We start from the raw sequence: 21,603 nt of genomic DNA, 5'->3' as shown, positions 1-21,603 counted from the left end.
TCGGGCTTCAAACGACGGGGAGGGCGCTCACGCCTTCCAGTGCAAGGCGAAGACCAAGGTGAACAGGCGTCGCGCGGTGTCGTGGTCGAGATCGACCTTGCCTTCGAGGCGCTGCCGGAGGAGTTCGGAGGCTTCGTTGTGCAGGCCGCGCCGTCCCATGTCGATCGCCTCGATCTGGGTCGGCGAGGCGGTCTTGATCGCGTTGTAGTAGCTCTCGCAGATCATCTCGTAGTCGCGGATCACCCGGCGGAACGGGGTCAGCGACAGGAGATGGGTCATCACCGGCTCGCCGTCCTGTCGGCGGATCGCGAAGGAGAGCTTGTTCTCCACGAGGCCGAGGGTGAGGGCGTAGGGGCCCTCGCGTCCGGGAATGGAGAAGTGGTTCTCCTCCAGGATGTCGAAGATCGCGATGGCGCGCTCGTGCTCTTGATCGGGATTGCCCCGGCCGATGGAATCCTCGTCGAAGGTCACCGCCGCGAGGCGGTGGATGGACGACGCTTTCTCTGCCGCTTGTCCCGTTTCTGGTTGTTCTGAGCCGGCCATCGTCCCCTCACAGATTCAGGCGGATCGCGACCGAGCGGGCGTGGCCGTCGAGGCCCTCCGACCGTCCGAGGGCGATGGCTGCCGGCCCCAAGGCCCTCAGCGCGGCGGGATCGCAGCGCAGGATCGTCGTCCGCTTCATGAAGTCGAGCACGCCGAGGCCCGAGGAGAACCGTGCCGAGCGGGCGGTGGGCAGCACGTGGTTCGGGCCGCCGACGTAATCGCCGATGGCTTCCGGCGTATGGCTACCGAGGAAGATCGCACCGGCATTGCGAACCTTGGCGGCCAGGGCCTCCGGGTCGGCGGTCTCGATCTCCAGATGCTCCGGGGCGAGGCGGTCGACCAGGGGCACGGCCTCCTCGAAATCCGAGACGAGGACGATCGCGCCGTAATCGCGCCAGCTCGCCCGGGCGATGTCTGCGCGGGGCAGGGTGGCCAAAGCGCGTTCAACCGCGATCTCCACCGCATCGGCGAGGGCGGGCGAATCGGTGATGAGAATCGACTGGGCGGCCACATCGTGCTCGGCCTGGGCGAGGAGGTCGGCGGCCACCCAATCGGGGTTGGCGTGGCCGTCGGCCAGAATTAGCACCTCGGACGGGCCGGCGATCATGTCGATTCCGACCTGCCCGAACACCCGGCGTTTGGCGGCGGCCACCCAGGCGTTGCCCGGTCCGACGATCTTGGCCACGGGGGCGATGGTCTCGGTGCCGTAGGCCAGCGCCGCCACGGCCTGGGCCCCGCCGATCCGGTAGATCTCGGTAACGCCGGCAAGGTCCGCCGCGGCCAGCACCAGGGGGTTCATCTGTCCCTCGGGCATCGGCACGACCATGACGACACGCGGGACCCCGGCGACGCGAGCCGGAATGGCGTTCATGAGGACGGAAGAGGGGTAGCTCGCCGTCCCGCCGGGCACGTAGAGCCCCACCGATTCCAACGACGTCCAACGCCAGCCGGACGTCACGCCGAGATCGTCGGTGGCCATGTGGTCGCCGGGTACCTGGCCGCGATGGAACGTCTCGATGCGGGTCGCGGCGAGCCGCAGGGCATCGAGGGACTCGGCCGGGCAGGCGGCGATGGCAGCCCGTACCTCATCCGGGGTCACCCGCAGGGTCGCGGCGGAGAAGTCCTCGCCGAGCCGGTCGAAGCGGCGGGTGTAATCCACCAGGGCGGCGTCGCCCCCGGAGATCACACCGGCGATGATCCCGCGAACGGTCTCGTCCACATCCTCGGAGATCTCGCGCTTGACGCTGAGAAGACCGGCGAAGGCGGTGGCGAAATCGGCGTCGCGGCTGTCGAGGCGCACCATCAGGCAGAATCTTTCACGACGTTGTCCTTGTCGGAGGGAGCCGTACCCGCATCACCTTGGATCGCGGCGCGGCCGGCTTGCGCCGCCTCGTGATCGGGGCGGCCTTCCACCTCCCAGACCGGACCGAGATCCTTCAGCCGCGCCTCGATGCATTCCACATCGAGCTGGATCGCTACTTTGCCGGCAAAGACCAGGGTGATGGTGCCGGAGGGTTCCTCCTTCGGCTCGAAGGTGACGGCCAGAAGGTTGAGAGGCTCGTCGGAGGTGGAGCCGGGCGTGATTCCGCGCGCGCGCACGGCCATGACCCGCTCGAAATGGAGGCCGGTGAGGCGACGGCGCGGGGCCTCCCCCTCCGGGGCCGACCAGTCGAAACGCCGCCCCACCAGCACGAAGCGGTGTGACGGTGCGAGATAAGCGAGATCCTGCGGGAGCAGGACCGCATCCTGAAGATGGGCCGAGAGGATCGCGAGATCCTCCGCGTCGAGGGCAGCGAGCTTGAGGAGCTCCATGTCGGGTTCGCATCTGGCCGGACGCCGCCGGATCGGGCGCCGGATGTGGAAGAAGGTCGGCCGTAGGTAGCGAGGCGGCCGCCCTGCGGCAACTGCGCGGCCCGGAACAATTACGACGTGCCGGCGATATCGGCCGTTTGCGGGGGCGACGTCAGACGGCGTTCATGCGGAACAGGTTAGTCTTTCGCCGAACTCTCGATTGGGACATCCACCACCATGATTCTCGGACCCGTATGCCGCATCGCCTTCGCCGCCCTGACCGCCCTGGCGGCGACGACGGCCCTCGGCCTGGGGCAGGCCCAGGCGCAGGTCCAGTTCCGCATCGACGATGGCTACGACAGGTCGCCTCGTGGCCGTTCGCCCTACGGCGACGACCGGCCGCGGGGCTATGATCGCTACGACGGCTATGCCCGGCCCTACGAGGATGGCGAGCGTCGGCCGGTGCAGCAGCAGCGATACGGACGCCAGCGCATGGGTAGCGTCTGCGTCACGGCGCGCGGCAATTGCCCCGCCTATCCGAGCCCGATCCAGTCGCCCTGCCGCTGCGACATCCCGGGATTCGGCCCCAAGCGCGGCAACGTACTGGAATAATGTCCTTGTCCGGGAGGCGAGGACCGCCTCCCGGACAGGAGAGGCTCAGGAGCGGATGCGGCTGATCTCGGCGCCGCAACGGCCGAGCTTGGCTTCGAGCGCTTCGAAGCCGCGATCGAGATGATAGACCCGGTTGATGCTGGTCTCGCCCTCGGCGGCGAGGCCGGCGATGACCAGGGAGACCGAGGCGCGCAGGTCGGTCGCCATGACGGGCGCGCCCTTGAGGCGCTCCACGCCGTCGACGATGGCGAGATCGCCCTCGAGCCGGATCCTGGCCCCGAGGCGCGCCAGTTCCTGCACGTGCATGAAGCGGTTCTCGAAGATGGTCTCGCGGATGTGGGACTGGCCCTTGGCGAGGGTCATCAGCGCCATGAACTGCGCCTGGAGGTCGGTGGGGAAGCCGGGGAACGGGTCCGTGGTCACGTCCACCGCAGCGATGCCGCCGCCATTGCGCCGAATGCGGATCGTGTCGGCGGTGCTGGTGATCTCGGCGCCCGTCGTCGTCAGCACGTCGAGCGCGCTGTGCAGCAGGTCGGCCCGGGTGTTCTCCAGGGTCACGTCGCCCCCCACCATGGCAGCCGCCATGGCGTAGGTGCCGGTCTCGATCCGGTCCGGCAGGACGGTGTGGCGGGCGCCGTTGAGGCGCGAGACACCCTCGATGGTGATGCGCGGGGTGCCGGCCCCCGAGATCTTGGCGCCCATCTTGATGAGGCAATCGGCGAGATCGACGACTTCCGGCTCCCGCGCGGCATTCTCGATCAGGGTCGATCCGTTGGCGAGCGCCGCCGCCATCAGCGCCACATGGGTGCCGCCCACCGTGACCTTGGGAAAATGGATCTCGCCGCCGCGCAGGCCGCTCTTGGCCTTCGCCACCACGTAGCCGCCGTCGATCTCCACGGTGGCGCCGAGGCGCTCCAGGGCCATCAGCATGAGGTCGATGGGGCGGGTGCCGATGGCGCAGCCGCCGGGCATCGAGACACGGGCCTCGCCGAACCGTGCGAGCAGCGGCGCGATGACCCAGAAACTCGCCCGCATGGTGGAGACGAGTTCGTAGGGCGCGGTGGTGTCGATGACGTTGGAGGCGGTGAGCCTGATGGTCTGGCCGGTCTCCGTCGTATCGCCCGGGCGCTTGCCCACCACCATGTGGTCGACGCCGTGGTTGCCGAGGATGCGCAGCAGGGCGTGGATGTCGGCGAGGCGCGGCACGTTCATGAGTTCGAGGGATTCCCCCGTCATCAGGCTCGCGATCATCAGCGGCAGGGCGGCGTTCTTGGCGCCCGAGATCGGAATGACGCCGTGGAGCGGCTTTCCGCCGATGATGTTGATCCGGTCCATCGTCGTCCTTCGCGCGGCGTCACGCCCCTCCCCGTAACGAGAGGGCGGCGCCATCCTGGTTCTGCAAACGGTAGCGGTGCGCTCGCGGCACGGCCTTATCGAGCCGCCTATACGTGAGTTTTGTCCGAAAAAGGATCGTCAGCCGTCTCCGTCGCGATCCGGCTTCGCGTCCGGTCGCTCATCGGCATCGCCTGTTTCCGCTGCGGCCGCTGCCTGCCCACGGACCCTCGTCTGCACCTTGCGCCGTTTCAGGTTGTCCCGCAGGGCCGCCTTCAGGCGCTCGTTCCGCGTGGCATCGTTCTTCATGGCGATCACTGCGCGACCCTTCGTCGCCAGGGCGAAATACCGGCTTTGCGACCCGGTCTCAACAGGCGCAGAGCTGGAATGCAGGAGTCGACTTGAACCAATTCCAAGTTCGCCTGTATCGTCAGGGCCGTGGCGTCGAAATCAGCACCGTCTGATTCCTTCCGCGCCATGCGAAGCGAGATCGTTGCGCCAGCGGGACTCATATCGACGAGGCCTGCAGCGGAGAGTTTGGTGCTTCGGAACAAGCCCTTTGTAACGATGCTGCTGCTGAATGCAGACGAGCGGATGCCGAGGCCGCCTAGAGCGGCGCTGACATGCGGTCGGCCATAGCGTGAAGGACGGATGCCCGTGAATCGGATGCCCGCGATGACGATGATCAGCGATACGACGACGCCCCGTGATCCCTCGGCCGAAGGATCCTCTACCCGCGCGTCGTTCGGGCACGGACGAACCGATTACGAAGGCTACTTCCGCAGGGCGGTGGACCGGCTGCACGACGAGCGGCGCTACCGGGTCTTCGCCGATATCGAGCGGATCGCCGGACGTTTTCCCACCGCCAACTGGCGCCGTCCCGACGGTGGCACCCGCGAAATCACCGTATGGTGTTCGAACGATTACCTTGGCATGGGCCAGCATCCGGACGTGGTCTCGGCCATGACCAAGACCGCCGCCCGATGCGGCGTCGGCGCCGGCGGCACCCGCAACATCGCCGGCAACAACTCGCCGCTGGTGGATCTGGAGCGTGAGCTCGCCGACCTGCACGGCAAGGAGGCAGGCCTCGTCTTCACCTCGGGCTACGTTTCGAACCAGGCCGGCATCTCCACCATCGCCAAGCTGATTCCGAACTGTCTGATCCTGTCGGATGCGTTCAACCACAATTCGATGATCGAGGGCGTGCGCCATTCCGGCTGCGAGAAGCGCATCTTCCGCCACAACGATCTCGCCCATCTCGAGGAACTGCTGATCGCCGCCGGGGACCGCCCCAAGCTGATCGCCTTCGAGAGCGTCTATTCAATGGATGGCGACGTCTCCGACATCACCGCCATCTGCGACCTCGCCGACAAGTACGGCGCCATGACCTATCTCGACGAGGTCCATGCGGTGGGGCTCTACGGCGAGCGCGGCGGCGGCATCGCCGAGCGCGACGGGGTGATGCACCGGGTCGATGTGATCGAGGGCACCCTGGCCAAGGGCTTCGGCTGTGTCGGCGGCTACATCACCGCTTCCACCGTGCTGTGCGATGCCGTGCGCAGCCATGCGCCGGGCTTCATCTTCACCACCGCCCTGCCGCCAGCCATCGCGGCGGCGGCCCGCGCCTCGGTGCGCTACCTCAAGCGCTCGCAGGTGGAGCGCGCGGCGCATCAGCGCCAGGCCGCCCTCACCAAGGCCGCGCTGGAAGAGGCGGGCCTGCCGGTCCTCCCGACCGAGACCCATATCGTGCCGGTGATGGTGGGCGATGCCGAGCTGTGCAAGGCGGCGGCCGACCACCTTCTCGAACAGCACGGCATCTACATCCAGCCGATCAACTACCCCACCGTGCCGCGCGGCACCGAGCGCCTGCGGATCACGCCTTCGCCGTTCCACGACGCGGCCCGCATCGCCAAGCTGACGGCGGCCCTGACGGAGACCTGGGACACGCTCGACCTGCCGCGCGCCGGCACGGTGTTCGTCGAGGCGGCGGAGTAGGAATCGATCAGTTTAACCGCCAGAGCGTGACGGTGAGCAGAGTCGCGAAGGCGACCCAGGCGGCGTAGGGCACGAGCAGCCACGCCGCGAACCGGTCGAAGCGCCAGGACAGGCGGATGGTCCAAAGGATCATCACCAGCATCGCCCCGGCGACGATTCCCGCCCAGCCGAGGGCATGGGCCGAGAAGAAGACCGGCGACCAGGCCGCGTTGAGCGCGAGCTGGGCGAGGAAGGCACCGACCGCCAGCCACCAACCCCGCCGCATCGGACCCGTCGCCGGAGACGCTCCGAGCAAACGCCAGAACGACAGCGCGATCATCGCGTAGAGGATCGTCCAAGCCACCGGGAACAGCCAGTTCGGCGGGTTGAAGCCGGGCTTCGTCAGGCCGGCATACCAGCCCTCGATGTTCGGCGTGGTGCTGAGCGAGCCGATCACCGATGTGGCCACCACGGGCAGGATGGCGATCGCAAGTCTCGCTATCGGAGAGAGCGGCGAGCGATACGGAATGTGAGACGTGGTCATGCCGATGTCTTACTCGTATCGCGATTCTCCGTTCCGGTCCCGTGGGGCCCGAACCCGACGAGATCGTCGAGGGAGACGGCCAGGGCCGAGGCGAGCTTGCACAGGGTCTCGATTGTCCCCTCCCGTTTTCCCGTCTCGATCTGCGACAGGTAGGCCTGCGCGATACCGGCTTTGTCTGCGAGGGCTGCCGCCGTCATGCCGCGATGGTCGCGCCAGACACGGATGCGATTCTCACCCGAAAGCAATCGTTCGACGATCGCCGAGGGCACGAGTTCTTCTTCACCGAGGGCGAGCTTGCGCTGAAACTCGGTGACGGCAAGGCGATCCTCCGCATTCTCGGCGGCTTCGAGCAGGGCTTCGTATTCCGCTTCCGGCAACACGACGAGTCGCTCGCCCCCTGCCGTCACGATCGTCTGGGCACCCATGGCGAACCGTCCTGATTTAATCGTATGCGCTACCGCGAGGCGCGATTTTAATGATGGCGAGGATATGCCCGTCCTGGGTGAACAGGATTCGCCAGTCGCCGACCCGCAGGCGATAGACATCATGCTGACCCTTCAGAGCCTTCACGTTGTTGGCCTGAGACCCCGGATGTCCGGCATATTCGTCGATCTTCGTTCGAATGAGTCTCGCTACGTTCGCCGGCATGCGGGTCAGTGCCCTCACGGCGTCCTTGCTGTAGGCGACCTGCATCATGACGTGAGCGGATAGCGAAATTCGTCGAGGCGGCACATAGCATTCCGCTATTGTTTCGCTGCGTCTCTCCCACGGGTCAAGCGGCCCATTTGCCGGAACGATACCCATGTCCGAACCCGCCGAAGATCCCTCGTCCACTCACGCCAAGCCGGGTTTCACCAAGCGCACCCTGGCCGCGCAGGCCATGGGCCATGTCGATCCGGTGACGCGGGCGGTGGTGGCACCGCTCCATGTCTCGACGACCTTCCTCCGCGATCCCGACAACGGCTACAGTTCCGGCTTCTCCTATGCCCGGCCCGACAACGCCACGACCCGCGAGGCGGAGGCCGTCATCGCCATGCTGGAGGAGGCGGAGGCCGGCGCGATGCTGTTCGGCTCCGGCATGGCGGCGGCCACGGCCGTCTTCTCGGCCCTGGAGCCCGGAGACCATATCGTCGCCCCCCTCGTGATGTACTGGGCGCTCAAGCGCTGGCTCCAGCAGGAAGCGCCGCGCCGGGGCTGGGGCCTCGACTTCGTCGCCATGGACGATCTCGACGCCCTGCGGGCTGCGATCAGGCCGGGCACGACGAAGCTCGTCTGGGTGGAGACGCCCGGCAATCCGCTCTGGACCATCACCGACATTGCTGCCGCGGCCGAGCTCGCGCACGAGGCAGGGGCGCGTCTCGCCATCGATTCCACCGCCGCCTCGCCGATCCACACGCGGCCCCTGACGCTCGGGGCCGACATCGTCATGCATTCGGCCACCAAGATTCTGAACGGTCATTCGGACGTTGTCGCCGGTGTCCTCGCTTCGGCCCGCGCCGATGCGTTCTGGGAGCGGATCGGAGCGATCCGTGCCGGCGGTGGGGCGATCCTCGGGCCATTCGAGGCCTATCTCCTCATGCGCTCGCTGCGGACCCTACCCCTGCGGGTCGCCGCGCAATCGGCCAATGCGGCGGACCTCGCCAGGCGCTTCTCGGCGCATCCGCGCGTGGCGTCGGTGCTCTATCCCGGCCTCCCCGACGATCCGGGCCACGCGGTGGCGACACGCCAGATGGAGGGCGGCTTCGGCTTCATGCTGTCGATCCGGGTCGCGGACGGCGAGGAGGCGGCCATCGCCACGGCGGCGCGGGTGCGCCTATGGAAGCGCGCCACATCGCTCGGCGGCGTCGAGAGCCTGATCGAACACCGCGCCTCGGTGGAAGGGCCGGGCACGCCATGTCCGCCCGATCTGCTGCGGCTCTCGGTGGGGATCGAGCATGCGGACGACCTCTTCGCCGATCTGGACGCGGCCCTCGGCTGATTTCCTCGTCGGTTCTTGGTGCGATCCCGCCCTTCGCGCATTGTGCGAGGGACGGACCGCCGCCGGGCGGTCGCCGCGATGCGAGCGAGGACGACCCGATGCGATACCCTGTTCCCCTCCTGACCGGCGCCCTCGCGCTCGTCGCCCTCACGAATGTGGCCCCGGCCGCCGATGGTCCGCCCAAGCTCGACATTCAGGCGACCTGCAAGTCGTCGGTCCGCGCGGAAGCCAGCGTCAGCGACACTTCCACCGTCGAAGGCTGCCTTCGTTCGGAGGAGGCGGCGCGCAAGGAAGCCCAGAGCCGTTGGGGCGACTATTCACCAGCCGCCAAGAGGCAGTGCGAGAAGCAGTTCGAGGCCGGCGGCTTCCCGTCCTACGTGGAGATGGTGACCTGCCTCGAACTGGCGAGCGGCACGGTGCCGACCCAGGGCACCGGACCGGGCGCGGATACCAGTTCCGGCGCCCGGCGCGAAAAGGCGGATGGGAATGCCGGCGCCGCCACCGCCGAGCCGAAGCCGAGCCAGCGCACCAACCCGATCGAAGTGCTGGAGAAACCCTAGCCTCTCACTCCTCTGACCTCATCGCGGTGCGGAGATTTCCGCCTCCGCGCTTGCCCAGACGTCCGGGCGAACGGGCTTGCTGCGCTCTTCGCCCCGGCGGACCGATGCCAGGTCCAGAAGTTCGGCGGCACGGTCGGTGTCGTCGATGGAGAGGAACAGGCCGTTCTTCTGCGAGGCGCGGCCGAGATCGGCACGGCTGGTCAGCACGCTGAACGCCGGGCTCGTAAGCAGGGCGAGGGCCACGGGCCCCATCCACAGGGCGAGCCAGGGGTCGCCGGCATAGACCAGCAGGCCGGCGAGCAGGGCGCCCGCCACCAGGGCGTCCACCTGCAGGCGGATCGCCTCGGACCACGGCACCTGACGGTCGTCGCGCACCTGCGAATCCCAGCGCACCACGCGGCCAATGAAGGTGGTGGCGACGGCGCCGGCGGCAAAGACCGTCATAATCGGCCAGAGCAGCACCCAGACGATCTGTTCGAGCACGGCGCTCTTCAGGAGCGAGGCGGTGCCGCCGAAAGCGGCGCGGCGGGTCGGCGAGGCCAGGACATGGCCGAGGCTGAGGAGCTTCGGCAGGGCCATCACGGCCACGACAAGAGCAGCCAGCGCATGGGCGGCGAGGCCCGTCCCGGTGAGTCCATAGGCCAGGAGGCCGAGATCGCCGGTCACGGCGGCCTGGATAGAGGCGGTGGCGAGGAACAGCACCCAGAGCGGGCAGGCGAGGTAGGACAGGATGCCGACCATCAGGTGCCAGCGGCTCGCCGCCCGAAGACCCGGCAGGGTGGTGACGCGCAGGTGCTGCATGTTGCCCTGGCACCAGCGACGCTCGCGACCGAGAAGATCGACGAGGTTCGTTGGCATCTCCTCCCAGGTGCCGCCCATCTCCGGCAGGAGGCGGACCTCCCAGCCGGCCCGGCGCAGGAGCGCGCCCTCGACGATGTCGTGGCACAGGATCTCGCCGCCGAGCGGTGCCTTGCCGGGCAGCACCGGCAGTTCGGCATTGTCGGCGAAGGCCGCGACCCGCAGGATCGCGTTGTGTCCCCAATAGCTTCCATCCGCGCCCTGCCAGGTCTCGAGGCAGCGGATCGACAGCGGCGCGTAGAGCCGCACGGCGAATTGCTGGATACGGGCAAACAGCGTGTCCCGGCCGGTCGCGTAGGAGACGGTCTGGATCAGCCCGACCTTGGGCGCCTCCTCCATCAACCGGGCGAGGCGGCGCATGGTGGCGCCGGTCATCAGACTGTCGGCGTCGAGCACGATCATGAAATCGTATTCCGAGCCGTAGGACTTGCAGAACTCGGCGATGTTACCGGCCTTGCGGCCCGCATTGTCCTGGCGCCGCCGGTAGCGGACGCGCGGCAGGCCAGGGCCGTTCAGACGCGCCCATGCCTCGATCCGGGCGAATTCATGCTCCTCCACCGCCGCGATGGCACCGTCACGCGTGTCGGAGAGGACGAAGATGTCGATATCGGACCCGTCGCCGCCGCCACGCTGAAGCGAGCGGGCCATGACACGCAACGCGGCGAACACCGCCACCGCATCCTCGGCATGGATCGCCACCACGGCAGCCGTGCGGCTGAGGCCCGAGGCGGTGGCCGGAACCGTGGCCGAGCGGATCTCGATCGCGGATTTGGCGGCATCGCCGAGCCCCGCCGCCACGAGTCCGTAGACGTATTGCCAGGCGACGAAGGATTGCCACGTCATCACGAGGCCGAACAGGACCAGCACGGCCCAACCCAGGACGCCGTCCGGGCGTCCGTAAGCGGACAAAGCGAGCCAGGAGATCGCGGCCGCGGTTGTCAGGGTCGGCAGGGCCAGCAGGAGCCGCCGCATCAGCAGCGAAGGGGCCTCGCCGGACTGACTTTCGGGAATCGCCGGGTTCGGGATTCCGACCGGGGATGCGTCGTGCGACAACCGCGTGATGGACATGGGGCGCTGGACACTCGATCGAGGCTGAGAGGGGCCGTCGTCCATCATGAAGCGAAGGACATCGATGATACGGGGCGACGGTGAAGACGAGCGTTCGGGGCGTGATGCCCCCTCGCGGCGACAGACCTTGCAAACCGCGCTCAGCGTGGCCGCAGGCATGATAATGCCTAGTGCCGTCGACCTGAATACCGCCAGAACGATGGCCGCCGATAAAGTCGACCCTCCCCGTGACGGGCCGATGACCTTCGAGGGCGTCGTGGCCCAGGCCCGCCGCCTCGCAGGCGCACCCTACCGGCCCGCTCCGGAGGATCTCCCGGCCCCGCTCGCCGGCCTCAGCTACGATGGCTACCGCGCGATCACCTTCCGTCCCGACGCAGCCCCGCGCCTCAGCGGTTCATTCTCGCTGCAGCTGTTCCATCGCGGCTTCCTGCAGAAGAAGCGCGTCGCCCTGTTCCTCCAGCCGCCGGACGGGCCGCCGCAGCCGATCCTCTACCAGTCGGGCCTGTTCGATCTCGGGTCGGACTTGGCAGGGCAGGACTTTTCCGGCGATCTGGGCTTTGCCGGCTTCCGGCTGCATCACGCCTTCGATGGTGCGAAGCCGGCTAATCAGGAAGAATTCCTAGTCTTCCTCGGTGCCTCGTATTTTCGGCTTCGCGGAAAGACGCAGGAATACGGCCTGTCGGCGCGCGGTGCCGCGATCCAGACCGGCGGTCCGGGCGCGGAGGAATTTCCGGACTTTACGGCGTTCTGGATCTGCGAGCCGAAGGCCGATTCCCGCGCCGTCACGATCCTGGCGCTCCTCGATTCACCGAGTCTTACGGGTGCCTACCGCTTCGTGGTCGAACCCGGCGAGACCTCGCGAATGGTCGTCACCGCCTCGCTGCATCCCCGCGCCGCGATCCCGCGTCTCGGCCTCGCGCCACTCACCAGCATGTTCCTGCATGGCGCGAACGGTCCGGGCGCGCGCGGAGCCGAGCCGTTCGACGATTTCAGGCCCCAGGTTCACGATTCGGACGGGCTCGTGGTGGCGACCAAGGACGATCGCCTGTGGCGCCCCCTGAGCAATGGACGGCGTGAGCCGCAGATCTCGGCTTTCCGCACCGATCCCCCCGACGGGTTCGGACTGTTCCAGCGCGAACGAAACTTTGCCGCCTATTTTGATGTCCAGGCCCGTCACGAGGCGCGGCCCGGCCTCTGGGTCACACCCCAGGCGGGGTTCGGCGCCGGGGCGGTGCAGCTCTTCGAAATCCCGTCCCGCGAGGAGTACATGGACAACATTGTCGCCGCCTTCGTGCCGGCCGCGCCCGTCATGGCGGGGAGCACCCTCGACCTTGCCTACACGCTCTCGACCGTCGGGGCCGAACCGGACACCGCTGTGCTCCGCGCGCTCGCCCGGGTGGTCTCCACCCGCTTCGGTTCGGCCGAGCGCCTGCGGCCGACCACGCCGCCGAGTCCGGAGCGGCGCCTCTACGTCATCGATTTCGAAGGGCCGGGCCTGCCCACCGGCCCAGACGGTGACATCGCGGCCGAGGTCTCGGCCAGTGCCGGCACCATGGTCGATCCGGTGGTGGAACGGGTGCCCCAGACGGGTGGCTGGCGTCTCTACGTAGAATGGCGCCCGCCGACGCCGCTGCCACCCGGTGACGTCGTCCTGCGCGCGCGTCTCGTGCGCGGCGGGCGTCCGATCAGCGAGACCTGGGACAACGCCGCCTGATCGCCGGGCGCTTTCACGACTTGGCGAGATGCCGCAGGGATCGGAACGGGAGGAGGGGCCAGGGATTCCTAAGCTGGAACACCATCAGGTTGCGGAGCCGCCCGGTTCCCCGGAGGCCGTCGAAACGCCTCGGCGCGCGGAATCCGCCTTCCCCCGGAGCAGCACCCTTGGCCATCGAGACCGACTACCTGCGCTACACGCCCTCCATCGAGACCCTTGAACCCGACGAGGCCGAGACCAGCCGGGCCCTGAACGAGACCATGCGCTCCATCAGCGAGACGACCCTCGCCCATGGCGGCCATGCCATCCGCAGCGTCCATGCCAAGGCGCATGGCGCCTTGAGGGCCGAGTTGGAGGTGGCGCCCGACCTGTCCCCTGAACTGGCGCAGGGCCTGTTCGCGAAGCCGGGGCGCTACCCCGTGGTGATGCGCTTCTCGACCATTCCGGGCGACATCCTGGACGACAGCGTCTCCACCCCGCGCGGCGTGGCGATCAAGGTCCTCGGTGTCGAGGGAGAGCGTCTCGAAGGATCGGAAGGGGATGCCACGCAGGATTTCGTGCTCGTCAACGGGCCGGCCTTCTCGGCGCCGGGACCGAAGCCGTTCCTCGCGACGCTGAAGCTCCTCGCCAAGACCACGGACCGGGCGGAAGGGCTCAAGAAGGCTGCTTCGGCGGCGCTTCGGGGCGTGCAGAGCGCAGTCGTCGCGACCACCGGTTCGCCGAGCCCGACCCTGGCGATCCTCGGTGGGCAGCCCGAGACGCATCTCCTCGGCGACAGTTTCTATAGTCAGGTCCCGCTGCGCTTCGGCGATCACATCGCCAAGATCTCCCTCGTCCCGGTCTCTCCCGAAATGAGGGCGCTGGCGAACAAGCCGCTCGACGACACGAGTGCCGCCAACGCAATCCGCGAGGCGGTGATGGCGCATTTCAGCATCCACGGCGGCACCTGGGAATTGCGTGCACAGCTGTGCCTGAACCTCGACGACATGCCGGTGGAGGACGCCTCCGTGGTCTGGCCTGAGACCGCGAGCCCCTACCGTACCATCGCCACCCTCACCGCCGCGCCGCAGGCAAGCTGGAGCGAGGCCCGCGCCGCCTATGTCGATGACGGATTGTCGTTCAGCCCCTGGCACGGGCTGGCCGCGCACCGGCCGCTCGGCGGGATCATGCGCATGCGCAAATCGGCCTACGAGATGGGCAAGCGCTTCCGGGCCGAGAAGAACGGCCGCCGCATCGAGGAGCCGAAGAACCTCGACGCTCTACCGGATTGACGCCGGACGTTGCTGCAATGCGACAGGGCAGCGGCGATGATCGGTGCGGGATCATCTCGCAATTGACCCTCTCGTCGCGGCCGACCTAGCCTGAGACTGACGGTTCCTCTTCGGGGGATCAAAAGGGAACGCGGTGAGGACGTTTTGTCCGATGCCGCGGCTGCCCCCGCAACTGTAAGCGGCGAGCCCATCATCAACACGTCACTGGGTCTTCGGGCCTGGGAAGACGATGAGAGGGCGTCGACCCGCGAGCCAGGAGACCTGCCGTCAGTCGTGGTCACACGCGAAACGCATCGGGCGGGGTGTCCTGGTGGGGTGTCGGGGCCTGCGCTCGCGTAGGGATCGGCTTCGTTCGCGGTGACGTGCCACTGCCGTTGCCCGAGGTCTCCGCCTGTGTCCGCCCGTCTCGTTCCCCCACTCCTCGCCCTCGGATTCCTGGCATCCGCCTCGCCGGTTCTTGCTCAGTCCGGGACGGCAACCACCGCCGAGGCGACCCTCAACGAACTCTCCGTGGCCGCCGACATGCGCCCGCCCCCTGCAGCGGCCGGTCCCGGTCTCGGCGGGGCCACTGGTGGAACCGGCGGGGCCGAGGCGTTCGGCGCCCTGTCCGCTCCCGCGCTGACGTCGAGTTCGGGCGTCATCACCGGCAGGGCCCTCAACGATCGCCCGGTGACCCGCCCCGGCGAGGTGCTGGAAGCCGTGCCCGGCCTCATCGTCACGCAGCATTCCGGCGAAGGAAAAGCCAACCAGTACTTCCTGCGCGGCTTCAACCTCGACCACGGCACGGACATCGCCATCACCATCGACGGCATGCCGGCCAACATGCGCACCCATGGCCACGGCCAGGGCTATGCCGACATCAACTTCCTCATTCCCGAACTCGTCGGCGCGGTGGAGTTCCACAAGGGCCCGTATTTCGCCCGTGACGGGGATTTCGCCTCCGCCGGATCGGTGCGGATCGACACGATCGACGCGGTGCCCCGCCCTCTCGCGCTCACCTCCCTCGGGAGCTTCGGCTACAAGCGGGCGCTCACCATCGCCTCCGCACCCCTCGGGGAGGGGACGCTCCTCGCCGCTGGCGAGGCTCAGGTCTATGACGGCCCATGGGTGGTGCCGGACGACATCCGCAAGCTCAACGGCGTGCTGCGCTACAGCCAGGGCACCGCCCTCGACGGGTTCTCCCTCACCGGCATGGCCTATTCCAACCGCTGGACGGCGACGAACCAGGTTCCGCAGCGGGCCATTTCCGAAGGCGTGATCGGCCGCTTCGGCACTCTCGATCCGAGCGATGGCGGCGATGCCAGCCGCTTCTCCCTGTCGGGCCGCTGGAGCCGGTCGGACGACGGCGGCGTCACCCGCGCCAGCGCCTACGTCATCCGCTCAAACCTCAACCTGTTCAACAACTTCACCTATTTCCTCAACGACCCGGTCAACGGCGACCAGTTCCGCCAGCTCGACAGCCGCACCGTCGCCGGCGGCGAGATCGCCAGGGTGTTCAAGGGTGAGCTGTTCGGCCTGCCCATGGAGAACGAAATCGGCGTGCAGGCGCGGTTCGACGACATCCATGTGGGACTGTTCAACACGCGGGCGCGCACCTCCCTCTCCACCGTGCGCGACGACCGCGTGCAGGAGGGCAGCGCTGCCCTCTACTTTGAGAACCGCCTGCGTTGGACCGAGTGGCTGCGCACCAGCGTCGGCCTCCGCGCCGATGCCTACGACGCCACCGTGAGATCGAACAATCCGTTGAACTCAGGCCATGCGCGGGACGGCATCGTCAGCCCTAAGCTCGGCGTCGTGTTCGGCCCCTGGGCCGAGACCGAATTGTTCGTGAATTACGGCGAGGGCTTCCATTCCAACGACGCGCGGGGCGCGACCATCACGGTCGATCCGGGCAACCCTCTGTTCCCCCTCGACCGGGTGCCCCTGCTGGTGCGCTCGGTGGGCTCGGAGGTGGGCTTGCGCAACCGCTCCATCGCCGGTCTCGAATCGACCGTGACGCTGTTCCAGCTCGATTTCGATTCCGAGAACCTGTTCGTGGGCGATGCCGGCACCACCGAGCCGAGCCGCCCGAGCCGGCGCACCGGCATCGAGTGGACCAACCACTACGCGGTCACGCCCTGGCTCGCTCTCGATGCCGACCTCACCGTCACCCATGCGCGCTTCGCCGATCGCGACCCAGCGGGGAGCCGCATTCCCGCCGCCCCCACCGCCATCGCGGCGGCCGGCTTTACCCTCGGTGAGGCGCTCGGCTGGTTCGGCACGATGCGGCTTCGCTATTTCGGGCCGCGCCCGCTCATCGAGGACAATTCCGTCCGCTCGAAGCCGACCACGCTGGTGAATGGCCGCATCGGCTACAACTTCGAGAACGGCGTCACGGTGCAGCTCGACATCCTCAACCTGCTCAACGTCAAGGCGAGCCAGATCGACTACTTCTACGAGTCGCGGCTGCGGGGGGAACCGGCCGGCGGCGTGGCCGACACGCATCTGCATCCGGTGGAGCCGATGGCGGTGCGGCTGACGGTGGCGGGGCGGTTTTGAGAGGGATGGGAGCGGGTTGCGGGCAGCCAAGCCGCTCTCCGGTCATGCTGATGGCAGTGATCCGGGCCGGAGATATGCGAACATGTGAGGCACATAATCGGCTTTGCCGAGTGTGATGCCGTAATGCCGCAAGATGGCGTAGGCGGTGATGACGTGGAAGTAGAACTGAGGCAGAGCCCAATCCCGAGCGTATTGTTCGCCGCTCATATCGAACGTGATGTTGCCCGGAAGCTCGATCACGATTGGCAGGGTCGCTCCGGCATCGAGAGCATCGTCCGGGAGGCCGTCCAGATGCGCCAATGCGTCGGCGATGCGAGCCCGTGCATCCGCGATTGAGCCGGGCACGTCGCCGGCATTGCGCCCCTCGGCTGCCACGGCAGCAAGCGATTGGGGAATATCTTCGCCGCTAAGGCGGAACGTTGCTTCCTGAGCTTGATAGGCAGCAAAACAAACCTGTGACGCCAGTGGATACATATCTGGTGCCAGACGCGCCGATAGCAGACCATCGGCCTGATCCACCCTCTGATGCACTGCTTTGTCCAGCAGCCCGGACAGCGTCCGCAACATGTTCCTGTAGGTCGGTACCAGAAGGTTAGTCAGCGACATAATCAGTCTCGCGGCGACGGCTACTTCAAGGCCTACCCTATTTCCGCGAGAGCGAACACCATAAGTCGAGGCCCACTTTTTCCCATTCCGACCCCTACGGCCCCACCCGCTTCCGCACCACCATCTCCCCCCGGAACAAGAACTTCTGCGCGCGCTTGCCCGTGTCCACCTCCGTGGTGAAGACGTTGCCCTTGCTGTCCACGGCGAGGTTGTGGACCCAGTGGAAGTCGCCGGCCATGCGGCCGTTGCGGCCGAAGGCGCCGAGCACTTCGCCGGTGTCGCGCTTGAGGGTGCGGACCTCGTTGTTGGCGCCGTCCGCATTGAGGAGGTAGGTCTGGTCGGGGTCGGGCCAGAGCGCCAGTTCCCAGACCGAGCCGTTGGCGCGGGTGTCCTTTTCCACGAAGAACTCCTTCACGAAGCTGCCGTCGCGGCGGAACACCTGGACCCGGTCGTTGGCCCGGTCGCAGACATAGACCAGCCCGTCGCGGGCAATCTGGACGCAATGGACCGGGTTGCGGAATTGCTGGGCCGGCGCGGCGGCCGGGTCGTAGGCGGGCAGGGTCTCGTCGGTGGGCGGCTTGCCGTAGGCGCCCCACATCCGCTTGAACGCTCCGGTCTCGGCATCGAACACGATGACCCGGTGGTTGAAGTAACCGTCGGCGACGAAAAGCTCGTTGGTCTCGGGGTCCACCTGCATGGCGGCGGGCCGTCCGAGGCGGGTCGTGTCGAGGCTGTTGGTCTGGGGACCCTGCTTGCCGATCTGCAGGAGGAATTTCCCCTCCGGCGTGAATTTCAGGATCAGGCCATCCTGCTCACCATTGCCGGCGAGCCAGACGAAGCCTTTGTGGTCGATATGGATGCCGTGCTCGTTCTGCGGCCAATCATAGCCTTCGCCCGGCCCGCCCCATGACCGGACGAGGGTGCCCGCCTGGTCGAAGACGAGCACGGGCGGAGCGGGGTGGCAGCATTTGGTACGTGGCGGCGTGAGGCTGGCGGCCTTCTCGTCATCGGTGAGGGAGCGCGGGCGCTGCACCACCCAGATCCGGTCCTCAGCATCCACCGCGACGCCGGACGCCTGGCCCATGATCCAGTTGTTCGGCAAGGGTTTAGGCCAAGTCGAATCGACCTGGAAGGTCGGGGGCTCCGCTGCGGCCACGCCTGCGAAGGCGACGGCGAGCACGGCCAGACCAAGCCTGAGCCTCATGGCATTTCTCTCCCAAACCCGTTTTTTGTTGAAGTAAGTCTCCGCCGGGCCGGGGCCTTTGTCCATCGGCCGCAGCTCGCCGACCTGTATCGACATGCAGCGTTTGTCACGAGGATCGCTCCTCAGGAATCCGTCGGATCGAGCCCATGGCTTCTAACTCAGGTCGACGATTCATCATCGAGCGGCGGGAACTCGACGGTTTTGCCACCCGCACCGTCATTCCGGGGCGCTGAAGGCGAGCCCGGAATCCAGAACCGCCGACCTTGCGACGTTGAACTGGACCAAATCGAAGCCTGCGATATACGGCACGCGTCGCGGCTCTGGATTCCGGGCTCCGCTACGCGGCCCCGGAATGACGGGATCCTGTCTATCGCCACCATGACACCCGGCATCGACCCGAGTTCAAATCCGTCGGATCACCCCTCCGGTTTGACCGCTCTCCGGCCCGGCCTGTAGACACCGCGGCCCCTTCACGCGCGCGAGGATCCCATGGCCGCCATCACTGCAACCATCGCGGCGGAGCTCAAGGTCGCCGAGCGGCAGGTCGCTGCCGCCGTCGAACTCCTTGATGGCGGGTCGACGGTGCCGTTCATCGCGCGCTACCGCAAGGAGGTCACCGGCGGCCTCGACGATTCCCAGCTCCGCGATCTAGAGGAGCGCCTCGCCTATCTGCGCGACCTGGAGGCGCGCCGCGCCGCCATCCTCGAGAGCATCGACGGCCAGGGGAAGCTCGACCCGGCCTTGAAGGCGCGCATCCTCGCCGCCGACACCAAGGCACGGCTCGAAGACCTCTACCTGCCGTTCAAGGTGAAGCGCCGCACCAAGGCGCAAGCCGCCCGCGAGGCCGGGCTCGGCCCCCTGGCGGAGGCCTTGCTCGCCCATCCCGAACGCGCGCCGGAACAGGCTGCCACCGGCTTCGTCGATGCGGGCAAGGGCATCGCCGATGTCGAGGCCGCGCTGGAGGGCGCGCGCACCATCCTGATCGAGCGGTTCGGCGAAGACCCGGAACTGGTGGGCGCCTTGCGCGACACGGTCTGGCAGCGCGGCCGAATGACCTCCAGCGTCAAGAAGGGCAAGGAAGCGGCCGGCGAGAAGTTCGCCGACTATTTCGACTTCTCCGAACCGCTCACGCGCCTGCCCTCGCACCGCATCCTGGCCCTGTACCGGGGCGAGAAGGAGGACATCCTCGACCTCGACATCACCGACGCCCCCGGCGACGTGGCCGAGAAGGGCGTGCCCACCTGGCAGGAACTGCGCATCGCCCGCGCCTTCCGCATCGGCGATCATGGCCGGCCGGGGGACCGATTCCTGATGGAGACCGTGCGCCGGACCTGGCGCACCAAGCTGAAACCCGCCCTCGACACCGACCTGCGCGGACGCCTGAAACAGGTGGCCGAGACCGGGGCCGTGGGCGTCTTTGCCGGAAACCTTCGCGACCTGCTGCTTGCCGCCCCCGCCGGTGCCCGGCCGACTCTCGGCCTCGATCCGGGGTTCCGGACCGGGGTGAAGGTCGCGGTGGTGGATGCCACCGGCAAGGTCGCGGCCACCGACGTGATCTACCCGCACGAGCCCCGCCGCGACTGGAACGGCGCGCTCGTCGCGCTGGCCAAGCTCTGCCGCGCCCATAAGGTCGAGCTCATCGCCATCGGCAACGGCACCGCCTCGCGCGAGACCGACAAGCTCGCCGCCGAACTCATCGCCAAGCAGCCGGAGTTGAAGCTCACCAAGGTGATGGTGTCGGAAGCCGGCGCCTCGGTCTATTCGGCCTCCGCCTATGCCAGCGCCGAATTGCCGGGCCTCGACGTGACCCTGCGCGGGGCTGTCTCCATCGCCCGGCGCTTGCAGGACCCGCTCGCCGAACTGGTGAAGATCGAGCCGAAGGCCATCGGCGTCGGTCAGTATCAGCACGATCTCGGCGAGGGTCAGCTTTCCAAGGCCCTCGATGCGGTGGTGGAGGATTGCGTGAACGGCGTCGGCGTCGACGTGAACATCGCCTCCGCGCCCCTGCTCGCCCGCGTCTCCGGCCTCTCCGAGCGGGTGGCGGCCAACATCGTGACGACGCGGGACGAGAAGGGCCCGTTCCGCACGCGCGCAAGCCTCAAGAAGGTCGCGGGCCTCGGGCCCAAGGCCTATGAGCTCGCCGCCGGCTTCCTGCGCATCCGCGATGGCGACGATCCCCTCGATGCGTCGGGCGTGCATCCGGAAGCCTATCCGGTGGTGCGCCGCATCCTCGCCGCCGCCGGACAGCCCATCCAGGCCGTCATCGGCAACGGCCCCATCCTGAAGAGCCTCGACCCGAAGCGCTTCACCGACGAGACCTTCGGCCTGCCCACGGTCACCGACATTCTGTCGGAATTGGAAAAGCCCGGCCGCGATCCGCGACCGGCCTTCAAGACCGCGACCTTCCAGGAGGGCGTCGAGAAGATTTCGGACCTCCGGCCCGGCATGCGCCTCGAAGGCGTCGTCACCAATGTCGCCGCCTTCGGCGCCTTCGTGGATATCGGGGTCCACCAGGACGGTCTCGTCCACATCTCGGTCCTGGCCGACCGGTTCGTGAAGGATCCGCGCGAGGTGGTGAAGCCCGGCGACGTGGTGCAGGTGCGCGTCGTCGAGGTGGATGCCAACCGCAAGCGCATCGCGCTCAGCATGCGCTCGGAGGAAGCGGGTGCGCCGCGCGGCGGGCGGCCGGAGGAACGCCCGTCCTCGTCGCGGCCCCAGCAGCGACCTGCACCAGCCCCGGCGCCACGCGGCCCGGCCCCCGACGGTGCCCTGGCGGAGGCCCTGCGCCGGGCGGCGGAGGGCAAGGACCGGGGACGCCGCTGACGGTGCGCATTCCCCTCTCCCCGCTCGCGGGGAGAGGACCGAAGGCACCTCGTCGTGCCTTCGGTGAGCGAGAGGCGAAGCCGAAGCGAGGGTGAGGGGGCGATTCCGGACGTGGCTCCTTCGGAATCGCCCCCCTCACCGTCGGCTGCCGTCTCGCCGCGACGACCGACCGCCTCCTTTACAGCGA

The 21,603-nt window shown here is 67.8% G+C and carries 19 protein-coding genes and 1 riboswitch; of the genes, 8 read left to right on the top strand and 11 right to left on the bottom strand.

Features of this window, described 5'->3' with window-relative positions:
• Positions 1 to 27: 27 nt before the first annotated feature.
• Genes RQI43_RS14825 through RQI43_RS14815 form a run of 3 tightly spaced genes read right to left on the bottom strand, consistent with a single transcriptional unit; the run spans position 28 to position 2,355 of the window.
• Positions 28 to 543 (bottom strand): UPF0262 family protein, encoded by a 516-nt coding sequence (locus tag RQI43_RS14825; protein WP_056422904.1) that lies wholly within the window; start codon positions 541 to 543, stop codon positions 28 to 30.
• Positions 544 to 550: 7 nt separating this feature from the next.
• Positions 551 to 1,846, bottom strand: coding sequence for a histidinol dehydrogenase (gene hisD / locus RQI43_RS14820; RefSeq protein WP_056422901.1), 1,296 nt, complete (start codon positions 1,844 to 1,846; stop codon positions 551 to 553).
• Entirely contained in the window at positions 1,846 to 2,355 is a 510-nt protein-coding gene (locus RQI43_RS14815) for a DUF2948 family protein (RefSeq protein ID WP_056422899.1), read from the bottom strand. The genes hisD and RQI43_RS14815 overlap by 1 nt, the downstream gene beginning before the upstream one ends.
• Before the next feature lie 216 nt (positions 2,356 to 2,571).
• Here RQI43_RS14815 and RQI43_RS14810 point away from each other — a divergent pair, with 216 nt between their 5' ends.
• On the top strand, positions 2,572 to 2,946 hold the full coding sequence (locus tag RQI43_RS14810) for a hypothetical protein (RefSeq protein ID WP_207411126.1): 375 nt from the start codon (positions 2,572 to 2,574) through the stop codon (positions 2,944 to 2,946).
• Positions 2,947 to 2,991: 45 nt separating this feature from the next.
• Here the strand turns inward: RQI43_RS14810 and murA are convergent, their stop codons facing one another.
• Both murA and RQI43_RS14800 read right to left on the bottom strand, forming a co-directional pair.
• Positions 2,992 to 4,281: a UDP-N-acetylglucosamine 1-carboxyvinyltransferase gene (gene murA, locus RQI43_RS14805; RefSeq protein ID WP_311275630.1), complete on the bottom strand. Its 1,290-nt coding sequence runs from the start codon at positions 4,279 to 4,281 to the stop codon at positions 2,992 to 2,994.
• A 138-nt stretch (positions 4,282 to 4,419) separates the two neighbouring features.
• Positions 4,420 to 4,587 (bottom strand): hypothetical protein, encoded by a 168-nt coding sequence (locus tag RQI43_RS14800; protein WP_200919015.1) that lies wholly within the window; start codon positions 4,585 to 4,587, stop codon positions 4,420 to 4,422.
• 342 nt (positions 4,588 to 4,929) lie between these two features.
• Here RQI43_RS14800 and hemA point away from each other — a divergent pair, with 342 nt between their 5' ends.
• Entirely contained in the window at positions 4,930 to 6,273 is a 1,344-nt protein-coding gene (hemA, locus tag RQI43_RS14795) for a 5-aminolevulinate synthase (RefSeq protein WP_207411124.1), read from the top strand.
• A 7-nt stretch (positions 6,274 to 6,280) separates the two neighbouring features.
• Here hemA and RQI43_RS14790 read toward each other — a convergent pair whose 3' ends face one another.
• Genes RQI43_RS14790 through RQI43_RS14780 form a run of 3 tightly spaced genes read right to left on the bottom strand, consistent with a single transcriptional unit; the run spans position 6,281 to position 7,600 of the window.
• The gene (locus RQI43_RS14790; RefSeq protein ID WP_056422890.1) at positions 6,281 to 6,796 is read right to left on the bottom strand and encodes a TspO/MBR family protein; all 516 of its coding nucleotides are present in this window, start codon (positions 6,794 to 6,796) and stop codon (positions 6,281 to 6,283) included.
• Positions 6,793 to 7,221 carry a helix-turn-helix domain-containing protein gene (locus tag RQI43_RS14785; protein ID WP_056422887.1) on the bottom strand — a complete coding sequence of 143 codons (429 nt, stop codon included), beginning with the start codon at positions 7,219 to 7,221 and terminating at the stop codon, positions 6,793 to 6,795. Before RQI43_RS14785 ends, RQI43_RS14790 begins: the two co-directional genes overlap by 4 nt.
• Positions 7,222 to 7,237: 16 nt before the next feature.
• The gene (locus tag RQI43_RS14780; protein ID WP_311275629.1) at positions 7,238 to 7,600 is read right to left on the bottom strand and encodes a type II toxin-antitoxin system RelE/ParE family toxin; all 363 of its coding nucleotides are present in this window, start codon (positions 7,598 to 7,600) and stop codon (positions 7,238 to 7,240) included.
• On the opposite strand from RQI43_RS14780, the gene RQI43_RS14775 reads away from it, so the two are divergent.
• Complete coding sequence (locus RQI43_RS14775; protein WP_311275628.1) at positions 7,599 to 8,774, top strand: aminotransferase class V-fold PLP-dependent enzyme; 1,176 nt, start codon at positions 7,599 to 7,601, stop codon at positions 8,772 to 8,774. The genes RQI43_RS14780 and RQI43_RS14775 overlap by 2 nt on opposite strands.
• Before the next feature lie 98 nt (positions 8,775 to 8,872).
• Entirely contained in the window at positions 8,873 to 9,334 is a 462-nt protein-coding gene (locus RQI43_RS14770) for a hypothetical protein (RefSeq protein WP_311275627.1), read from the top strand.
• An 18-nt stretch (positions 9,335 to 9,352) separates the two neighbouring features.
• On the opposite strand, the gene mdoH is transcribed toward RQI43_RS14770, so the two are convergent.
• The gene (gene mdoH / locus RQI43_RS14765) at positions 9,353 to 11,260 is read right to left on the bottom strand and encodes a glucans biosynthesis glucosyltransferase MdoH (protein WP_311275626.1); all 1,908 of its coding nucleotides are present in this window, start codon (positions 11,258 to 11,260) and stop codon (positions 9,353 to 9,355) included.
• Positions 11,261 to 11,498: 238 nt separating this feature from the next.
• On the opposite strand from mdoH, the gene RQI43_RS14760 reads away from it, so the two are divergent.
• From RQI43_RS14760 to RQI43_RS14750, 3 genes are all read left to right on the top strand, one after another.
• Entirely contained in the window at positions 11,499 to 12,974 is a 1,476-nt protein-coding gene (locus RQI43_RS14760; protein WP_311275708.1) for a glucan biosynthesis protein, read from the top strand.
• Between the two features lie 167 nt (positions 12,975 to 13,141).
• The gene (locus RQI43_RS14755) at positions 13,142 to 14,245 is read left to right on the top strand and encodes a catalase family protein (RefSeq protein ID WP_311275625.1); all 1,104 of its coding nucleotides are present in this window, start codon (positions 13,142 to 13,144) and stop codon (positions 14,243 to 14,245) included.
• A gap of 83 nt (positions 14,246 to 14,328) precedes the next feature.
• Positions 14,329 to 14,529, top strand: a riboswitch (cobalamin riboswitch).
• 109 nt (positions 14,530 to 14,638) lie between these two features.
• Positions 14,639 to 16,783, top strand: a complete 2,145-nt coding sequence (locus tag RQI43_RS14750) for a TonB-dependent receptor (protein WP_405030626.1) — start codon at positions 14,639 to 14,641, stop codon at positions 16,781 to 16,783.
• 42 nt (positions 16,784 to 16,825) lie between these two features.
• Here RQI43_RS14750 and RQI43_RS14745 read toward each other — a convergent pair whose 3' ends face one another.
• Both RQI43_RS14745 and RQI43_RS14740 read right to left on the bottom strand, forming a co-directional pair.
• Positions 16,826 to 17,389, bottom strand: coding sequence for a DUF1993 domain-containing protein (locus RQI43_RS14745; protein ID WP_311275624.1), 564 nt, complete (start codon positions 17,387 to 17,389; stop codon positions 16,826 to 16,828).
• Between the two features lie 94 nt (positions 17,390 to 17,483).
• Positions 17,484 to 18,593, bottom strand: a complete 1,110-nt coding sequence (locus RQI43_RS14740; protein ID WP_311275623.1) for a hypothetical protein — start codon at positions 18,591 to 18,593, stop codon at positions 17,484 to 17,486.
• Positions 18,594 to 19,082: 489 nt separating this feature from the next.
• Between RQI43_RS14740 and RQI43_RS14735 the strand changes: the two genes are divergently transcribed.
• Positions 19,083 to 21,416 carry a Tex family protein gene (locus RQI43_RS14735; protein WP_311275622.1) on the top strand — a complete coding sequence of 778 codons (2,334 nt, stop codon included), beginning with the start codon at positions 19,083 to 19,085 and terminating at the stop codon, positions 21,414 to 21,416.
• Positions 21,417 to 21,603: the final 187 nt, after the last annotated feature.

Origin of the sequence: Methylobacterium sp. WCS2018Hpa-22, assembly GCF_031843785.1 — a bacterium.
In the GTDB taxonomy this organism is placed as follows: Bacteria; Pseudomonadota; Alphaproteobacteria; order Rhizobiales; family Beijerinckiaceae; genus Methylobacterium.
The sequence above is the reverse complement of the archived record's forward strand: the minus strand, read 5'-3'. Positions and strand labels throughout refer to the sequence as shown.